At 73.7% G+C, this 7869-nt stretch carries 7 protein-coding genes; 2 read left to right on the top strand and 5 right to left on the bottom strand.

What is annotated here, in order from left to right; genetic code table 11:
- Positions 1 to 116: 116 nt before the first annotated feature.
- The 5 genes from I6A81_RS03170 to I6A81_RS03150 all read right to left on the bottom strand — a co-directional run bounded on the left by I6A81_RS03170 (position 117) and on the right by I6A81_RS03150 (position 5810).
- Positions 117 to 1022 carry a metallophosphoesterase gene (locus I6A81_RS03170; RefSeq protein WP_203007195.1) on the bottom strand — a complete coding sequence of 302 codons (906 nt, stop codon included), beginning with the start codon at positions 1020 to 1022 and terminating at the stop codon, positions 117 to 119.
- A gap of 56 nt (positions 1023 to 1078) precedes the next feature.
- Positions 1079 to 2467, bottom strand: coding sequence for an ABC transporter substrate-binding protein (locus tag I6A81_RS03165; protein ID WP_203007194.1), 1389 nt, complete (start codon positions 2465 to 2467; stop codon positions 1079 to 1081).
- Positions 2468 to 2667: 200 nt separating this feature from the next.
- Positions 2668 to 3855 carry an ABC transporter ATP-binding protein gene (locus I6A81_RS03160; RefSeq protein ID WP_203007193.1) on the bottom strand — a complete coding sequence of 396 codons (1188 nt, stop codon included), beginning with the start codon at positions 3853 to 3855 and terminating at the stop codon, positions 2668 to 2670.
- 382 nt (positions 3856 to 4237) lie between these two features.
- Entirely contained in the window at positions 4238 to 5137 is a 900-nt protein-coding gene (locus I6A81_RS03155; RefSeq protein ID WP_203007192.1) for a MurR/RpiR family transcriptional regulator, read from the bottom strand.
- 100 nt (positions 5138 to 5237) lie between these two features.
- The gene (locus I6A81_RS03150) at positions 5238 to 5810 is read right to left on the bottom strand and encodes a hypothetical protein (protein WP_203007197.1); all 573 of its coding nucleotides are present in this window, start codon (positions 5808 to 5810) and stop codon (positions 5238 to 5240) included.
- 258 nt (positions 5811 to 6068) lie between these two features.
- Here I6A81_RS03150 and I6A81_RS03145 point away from each other — a divergent pair, with 258 nt between their 5' ends.
- Positions 6069 to 6998 (top strand): proline dehydrogenase family protein, encoded by a 930-nt coding sequence (locus I6A81_RS03145; RefSeq protein ID WP_203007196.1) that lies wholly within the window; start codon positions 6069 to 6071, stop codon positions 6996 to 6998.
- Positions 6999 to 7270: 272 nt separating this feature from the next.
- Complete coding sequence (bfr, locus tag I6A81_RS03140) at positions 7271 to 7741, top strand: bacterioferritin (protein WP_203007191.1); 471 nt, start codon at positions 7271 to 7273, stop codon at positions 7739 to 7741.
- The last annotated feature ends 128 nt before the right edge of the window (positions 7742 to 7869 follow it).

Here is a 7869-nt window from a genome sequence, read left to right as displayed (position 1 = left end):
GACGGCGGTCCGGCCCCCGCTGGCGAGCCCGCCAGGCCCGCTCCCGGCCCCTAGTGAGACGGGCCCGTTTCCGACCCCTGAGGCCAAGGGCGCGGCTAGCTCGATGAACATGGCCGCTAGGCCTTGGCGAGGTTCTCGAGGTCGTCTGGCGTCGTGTTGGCGCCGGCCTCGAACTCCGCGGCGTACTTGGCGAGCATCTCCGGGGTCAGCTCGTAGATCATCTCGCCGACCTGGCTCGGGACTGCGGTGGCCACGGCCTGGTCCGGGTAGACGTCGACCCGGGTGAACTGCCCGCCGGTCACCCCGGCGTAGCCACCCGCCGGGCCGACCGTGCGCGCCGAGTAGGCGGAGGCGCCCGAGACCCAGACGGGCACCCCGGCGAGCGCGCCGCCGGAGGCGTGGTGCGAATGCCCGCAGAGCACGATCTTCACGTCCGTGCCCGCGATGACCTTCGCGAGCCGCTCCGGCTCGGCGAGCACGAGGGCGTTGAGCATCCCGATCGGCGACGGCAGCGGCGGGTGGTGCAGGGCGAGCACGGTGCCCGCCGGCGCCGGGGTGGCGAGCTCGGCGGCGAGCCAGTCGAGCTGGGCGTCGTCGAGCAGACCGATGACCTCGCCAGGCTCGGTCGAGTCGAGCACGATGACGCGCAGGTCTCCGGCCCAGTACACGTAGTCGTACGGCTCGGTGGTCGGCTCGGCGTCGAGCAGGCCCTCGCGGAACGGGCCGCGGCTGTCGTGGTTGCCCATCGCGTACAGCACCGGCAGGCCGAGGCCCGAGGCACGCTTCTCGACGTAGGCGCGCAGCCGGCGGTACGAGGCGACGTCGCCCGTGTCGGCGAGGTCGCCGGTGAGCAGGATCGCGGCGACGTCGAGCCCGGACCGCTCGATCTGGTCGAAGGCGCCCGCGACGTTGGCGAGCGTGTCGACGAGGCCGTGGTACAGCTCCCCGTCGGGCACGATGTGGGTGTCGCTGATCTGGACGACGACGTGCGTCGGCGTCGGTGTGTCGGTGATGAAGCGCACGGGGCGGCTCCCAGGTGGTCGCGTCGGCTGGTCGGGTCGGGCTCGGCGGAGCCGTCTCAGGTCTTGGGCAGCAGGTCGGTCGCCTGCCGGGCCGCGTCGGCCATCGCCGTCTTCGGGTCCTTGCCCTGGTAGATCGCGCTCTCGGCGGCGGACATCATCAGGTCGGTGATCTGCTGGTAGCCGTTGCCGGGGAAGGAGACCCACGGCTGCAGCCGGGTCAGCTGGTCCAGGTTGGGCCTGATCAGCGGGTGCTCGTCCGCCCAGGGCTTCAGGTAGGCCGGGTCGTCGACCAGGCTGGTGCGCAGCGGCAGGTAGCCGATCTTCGAGGAGATCTCGGTGTAGGCGTGCTCACTGGTCAGGAACTTGATGAGCTCCCAGCCGGCGCGCTGCTTCGCCGGGTCGTTGGAGAAGATCGAGAGGCCGGACCCGGAGTTGGTCGGGACGGCGGGCTTCGAGCCGAAGCCCGGCTCGGCGGCGGCCGTCAGCTCCCAGCCGGCCGACTGCGCGCCGCCGATGAACATGCCCTGCAGGGCGGACGTCTCCAGGATCATGCCGAGGTTGCCCTTGGCGAACGCGTCCATGGCCTGCGCCTGCGAGAAGTTCGGCGTCGCGCCGGACTCGTACAGGTCGGCGGCCATCTCGACCGCGCCGACGGCCGCGTCGTCGCCGAACGCCAGCGTCCTGCGGTCGTCGGAGATGACCTGGCCGCCGTTGGAGCGGACCAGGCTCTGGAAGCACCAGTCACCCGCGGCCTTGGTGGTGCAGTCGAGGTAGACGCCGTCCTTGCCGGCCTTCTCCTTGATGGCCAGGGCGGCGGCCTTGACCTCGTCCCAGGTCTTCGGCGGGTTCGCCGGGTCGAGCCCGGCCGCCTTGAACAACGTCGCGTTGATCCACAGCACCGGGGTGGAGAACACGTACGGCATGGCGTACGTGTGGCCGTCCAGGTCGCCCAGCGGTTTGGCGGCCGGGGCGAACGGGTGCTCACCGCCGAACGCGCCGGCGAGGGCGTCCTTGCCGACGAGGGTGTCGATCGGCTTCGCCCGCAGGGCGGTGGCCGCGAAGTCGAGCGCGTTGAAGGTGATCTGGGCGACGTCCGGCGGGTTGCCGGCCAGCGCCTGGGTCTTGATGCTGCCGACGAAGTCGCCGGCGCTCGCGCTCTGCGGCGGCTGCGCCTTCACTGTGATGTTCGGGTGCTCCTTGGCGAAGTCGGCCAGCAGCCCCTCGATCACCGGCTTCCAGGTGCCGGTGTTCGCGAGGTTGTAGCTCTCGAAGGTGATCGTGACCTTCTGGTCGGGGCCGAGCTCGGGGATCGTCGCGGCCGCGCCGGCGGCGGCGTCGGCGGGCGCGCCGTCGCCGGCGCTGGACCCGCCGGTGGCGCAGGCGGCCACCAGCGTCGACAGCAACGCGAGGCCGACGGCCGCGCGCGCGAGGCGTGGACGTGCCACGTGGGGCTCCTAACTGTCGCGGTGCGCGGCCCGCGGGTGACGCGGGCGCGCCTGAGATCGGCGCCTCGGGAACGGGCAACCGGTGGGTGATGGGGTTGTCGGCCCGCGGGCGCGGTCGGCCCGCGGGCGGTGTCCGTCGCGCGGTCGTCGGGTCCCGCAGGGCGGCGCGCGGTGGCGCGAGGTGGATCGGCCCGCCCGGCTCAGCCGGCCGCCGTGGCGAGGGTCGCCGAGGTGGGCTGGGACGGCACGGCGGCGCCGGGACGCCACTCGAGCCGGCGTCCGGACTCCCGGCCGAACAGGTGGACGTGCTCGGGCGCGACCGTCAGGCTGACGCGGGCCCCCAGGGTCAGGCCGAGCGGGCGCGGCCCGCGCACGGCGACCGCCGCGCCCCGCGCCCCGGCGGCCGACGGGCCGGCGGTGTCGAGCGCGAGCCAGCCGACCTCCTCGCTGCCGAGGTTCTCCAGGCCGGTCACCGTCCCGCTCAGCCGGGCCGCGTCCGCACCGGCGTCGTCGGCCGCGGTGTGCGCGGGCAGGACCCGCAGGTGCTCGGGGCGGATCCCGAGGGTGACGCCCTGGCGGTCGGCGGTGCCGGGCCACAGCGGAAGGTCGACGCCCGCCGCGGTGACGACCACCCGGCCGTCGCGGCCGGCCACGGTGGCCGGCAGCAGGTTCATCGGCGGCGAGCCGAGGAAGCCCGCGACGAACACCGAGGCCGGCCGGTCGTAGACCTCGGTCGGGGTGCCGACCTGCTCGAGACGGCCGCCGTCGAGCAGCGCCACCCTCGTCGCCATCGTCATCGCCTCGACCTGGTCGTGGGTGACGTAGACGAAGGTCGAGCCCAGCCGGCGGTGCAGGGCGGTGAGCTCGGTGCGGGTGGCCGTGCGCAGCTTGGCGTCCAGGTTGGACAGCGGCTCGTCCATCAGGAAGGCCGCCGGGTCGCGGACCAGTGCCCGGCCGAGCGCCACGCGCTGGCGCTGCCCGCCGGACAGCTCCCGCGGGCGGCGGCCGAGCAGCCCGTCGAGCTCGAGCTGGGTGGCGACCTCCCGTACCCGCGCGGCGACCTCGGCCTTCGGCCGGCGCGCGGCGCGCAGCGGGAAGCCGATGTTGCGCTCGACGGACAGGTGCGGGTACAGGGCGTAGCTCTGGAACACCATCGCCACGTCGCGCTCCCGCGGCGGAAGGTAGGTGATGTCCCGGTCGGCGAGTATGACCCGCCCGGCGGTCGGCTCGACGAGGCCGGCGATCATGCGGAGCAGCGTCGTCTTGCCGCAGCCGCTGGGGCCGAGCAGGACGAGGAAGTCACCGTCGGTGATGTCGAGCCAGATCTCGTCGACCGCGCGGGTGGCGCCAAAGGCCTTGGTGAGTCCCTCGATGCGGATGCTTGCCATGGCTCCTGCTCCTGGTCGGCGGACATGACTTCGGCGGACATGGCTCCAGGCGACGAGGACGGGCGACCCGCCTCGTGTATCAACGTTCCATGGATCGACAGTTCCATGGATCGTCGTTACGAAGGCAGGATCCAAGATCGAAATGAACGCGGCGGGTACGCCCAAGGAAGCCGCGCGGACGGCTAGGGCAATGCTGGCGACGGAAAACCCGCAGGCAGGAGGCCTGTGACCACCGTCTCAGGTGCCGGGCGCGCGGCCGCCCGGCAGCGGTCCCGGGTGGCTTGGGCGCCTCGGCGGATGTCGCGTACCTCGGCCGGGCCGCCGCCGAGCGACGGCCCGGCGGGCGCGCCGGCGGGCGCTCGACGGACGCGTCGGGCGGCTTTCAGGCGGGCCGTTCGTCGGACGGGCGCGGGTTGATGAGCATGCCGTTGAGGAGCTCTCGCAGCTGCTCGGCCGACATGCCGGGAGCGCTTTGGCGACGCAGCGTCATCGCGAGCTGCAGCGTCATGATCAACAGCATCGATCCCAGCCGGCCGGAGAGCAGGTCGCTGCCCAGTGGCCAGTGCGGGACACCCACCACGAGGGAGACGTCGGCGAGCCCGGTCAGCGGCCCGGCGGCGTAGCTGGTGATCAGGATGATCGACGCCCCGCGGCCGCGGGCGATCTCGGCGGTGCGCGCCGTCAGCTCGTTGACGCCGCTGCTGCTGATCACCAGGCAGGCGTCCGCCGGGGTCAGGCTGTTCGCCGCGACCTGCTGGGTCTGCGCGTCCAGCGGCGCCTCCGCCGGGCGCCCGCCGCTCATGAGCCGCAGCGCGGCGTCCTGGGCGACCGGCGACGACCCACCGTTGCCGACCACCAGCACCCGCTGGGCGCGGTCGAGCAGGTCGACCGCCGGGCCTAGCCGCGAACGGTCCAACGCCGCGAGCGAGTCGGCGAGCACCGCGGCGGCCACCTCGAACACCGTGTCGAGGATCTGCTCCGGCGGGTCCTCCGGCCCCGGCTCGCGCACGTTCGGGCGGGCGCCCGCCGCCCCGGCCTCCCGGGCGAAGGCCATCCGCAGCTGCTGGAAGCCCCGGAAACCCATCGACTGGCAGGCCCGCACCACGGTCGCCGCCGACACCTCGGCCGCCGCCGCCAGCTGCGCCGCGGACCACTCGACGACCTCGTCCGGGCGCAGCAGGCACGCCTCGGCGACCCGCCGCTCACTCGGGATCAGCGTCGGCAGCGTCGCCCGGATCGTCGCGAACAGGCTGCCGGTACTCGGCGGCGGCGAGCTGACCATGGTTGTAGTTCTTACCCGAGGCGCCGGCGGTCCCGCGCGGCGTCCCACGGGGCCCGCCGCCATCCGCGCGCGAGCGCTCCGTCGCGGCGCGTCGCCGGGCCTATGCCGCTTCCGCCGGCCTGGACCTGCCCACGGCCGCCGCGCCGGGGGCGGCCGGCCTGGACAGGTACCAGCACACCGCGACCCAGCCAGGGGTGGGATCCTCGCCGAGGACGTACCAGCCAGGGGGCAGGAACGTTCCCCAGGTGGGTGGCGGGCCCTCGGCCGCGCCGTCGGGCCCCGGCGAGTCGGGGGAGCCGTCCGGGATCAGGAACGGCACGGCCCCCGGGTCGCAGCCGCCCGTCCCGATCCTGAACAGCGGGTGGCCCAGGTCGGGCAACGTCCGGCACGCGATCAGGGTCGTCGGCGGCCAGTACACGCCGGCCCCGGAGTAGAAGCCGGCCGCCAGGCGCGCCGCCGGCGCCAGGTCGCCCTGGCTCGACGGGATGTCCACCCGGGCGTCGCCCGGGCAGGCGCGGACCGACCGCCCGCCGGCCAGCGCCGGCGTGGCCGGCCCGAGCGCGGCCACGCCCGACACGGCGGCGGCCGTCGCCGCGGTGAGCGCGGCGAGCCGGCGCGCCAGCGACCGAGGCCGGCCCGCGCGCGGCCCAGGAAAGTGCGCTGATACCCGCATGTCCACGGAAAGCAACGTAGTGATCGCGACGGTGGGATCTGGTCTGCCAGGGACGGCATGTTGGCTTCGGAATGTGGTCTCCTGTTGCCCCGCTGGTCATCCTCTGGTCGGTTGGACAGCCGTGGCGGCCTGCCGGAGGCTGGGGTCGTGCCTGCGGCGCCACCGCCGCCGGGTCCGCCGGCGGTGCTCGCCCGGCCGCCCACCGGGCGGACGGGCCGTGCGGGGCGCGGCCCGTCCGGCCACCGAGGAGGCGTGTCGATGTTCCGTCGGGTGCTGCTCGCGGCCTCGGGGAGCGACCGGGTCCGCCAACTGGTCGTCGCCACGCCACCGACCCGCCGCGTCGTCGACCGGTTCGTCGCCGGCGAACGGCCCGGCGACGCGCTCGACGTGGCGCGCCGGCTCGCCGGCGACGGCATCGCGGCCACCGTCGACCGGCTGGGGGAGGGCGGCGCCGACCTCGCGTCGGCGCGCGAGTCGACCGCCGCCTACCTTGGCCTGCTCGACCTCGCCGAGGACGCGGGGCTGTCCGGGGGGCTCGACGTCTCGGTGAAACTCTCGGCGCTCGGCCGGCTCGTCCCCGACGGCGGCCGCAAGATCTGCTACGAGAACGCCGCCGAGATCTGCGCCCGCGCCGCCGCCGTCGGCGCCACCGTGACGATCGACGCGGAGGAGCACGCGAGCGTCGAGGCCGCCCATGAGGTGCTCGCCGACCTGCGCCGCGACCACCCGGCCACGGGCGCCGTCGTGCAGGCCTACCTGCGCCGCGGCGTCGACGACTGCCGCCGGCTCGCGGTCGCCGGCTCCCGGGTGCGGCTGTGCAAGGGCGCCTACCGGGCGCCGCGAGACGTCGCCTGGACGCGCCGGGCGGAGGTCGACGCGGCCTACGCCCGCTGCCTGGGAGTGCTGATGGCCGGCGCCGGCTACCCGATGGTGGCGACCCACGATCCGCGCCTGCTCGCGCTCGCCGCCCGGCTCGCCCAGGAGTACGGCCGCCCGGCCGGCTCCTTCGAATACCAGCTGCTGCACGGCGTGCGCCCGCACGAGCAGCTGCGCCTGGCCAGTCTCGGCGCCCAGGTGCGGGTGTACCTGCCCTACGGGCCCGACTGGTATCCCTACCTGCTGCGTCGGATGGCCGAACGTCCGGCTAACCTTGCCCTCTTCGTGCGTGCGCTGCGTAGCCGCGCATGAGAATCTGGTATCCCGCCGCGTCCTCATTCACTCACAGGTGAGGCTCACCTGTGTGTAGGTAAGGCTGACCTGCGTATTACGCATCTCCGAGCATTTTTTTGCCTTCGCCATCCCATCCGCCGGATTTCTGTGATTCCCTGGGTACAGGGGTGGGAGGAACGGCCCGTTGCGCGCCGTTCTCGCTGGTCACCGATCGTGGTCGTGCTAGCGCTCCGCCCCCGGAGGACCGGCTCGCTGGTGATGGCGGGTCTCGTGGCGGAAGGTGTGCCGACATGCGCGGGGACGCGGAGATCATCGAGCTGCTGAACGCGGTGCTCACGAACGAGCTCACCGCGGTGAACCAGTACTTCCTGCATTCGCGAATGCAGCGCAACTGGGGATACAAGCGGCTTTCCGAACACTCCTACCACGAGTCGATCGACGAGATGAAGCACGCCGACGAGCTCATCGAGCGGGTGCTCTACCTCGACGGCCACCCCAACCTCCAGCGGCTGCACACGCTGGCGATCGGGGAGGACGTGCCGGAGCAGCTCAGCCTCGATCGCAAGCACGAGGAACGGTCCGTCGAGGTGCTGCGCACCGGCATCGCGCTGTGCCGCGAGCGTGGCGACATCGGCTCCGCGCTGCTGCTCGAGAAGATCCTCGATGCCGAGGAGGAGCACATCGACTGGCTCGACGCCCAGCACGACCTGATCGAGCAGGTGGGTGTCCCGAACTACCTCAGCCAGCAGATCCACGACTGACGACTGCGCGACAGCCGGCCGAGGGGGCCCCCCCGCCCGCGCGGCCGCCCCCGCGGCCGTCCCCGGTCTGCCCCTCACCGAGGTCGTCAAGGAGGTCTCCCCCGCGGACGACGCGGCCGGCCCCGCCG

Source organism: Frankia nepalensis (assembly GCF_016786325.1).
Taxonomy (GTDB): Bacteria; Actinomycetota; Actinomycetes; order Frankiales; family Frankiaceae; genus Pseudofrankia; species Pseudofrankia nepalensis.
This window is presented reverse-complemented; position numbering and strand designations above follow the sequence as displayed.

Coding starts and splice junctions, on each gene's coding strand:
- I6A81_RS03160 (WP_203007193.1), bottom strand. CDS start 3,855: ATGGCAAGCATCCGCATCGAGGGACTCACCAAGGCCTTTGGCGCCACC.
- I6A81_RS03145 (WP_203007196.1), top strand. CDS start 6,069: ATGTTCCGTCGGGTGCTGCTCGCGGCCTCGGGGAGCGACCGGGTCCGC.
- I6A81_RS03155 (WP_203007192.1), bottom strand. CDS start 5,137: ATGGTCAGCTCGCCGCCGCCGAGTACCGGCAGCCTGTTCGCGACGATC.
- I6A81_RS03150 (WP_203007197.1), bottom strand. CDS start 5,810: ATGCGGGTATCAGCGCACTTTCCTGGGCCGCGCGCGGGCCGGCCTCGG.
- bfr (WP_203007191.1), top strand. CDS start 7,271: ATGCGCGGGGACGCGGAGATCATCGAGCTGCTGAACGCGGTGCTCACG.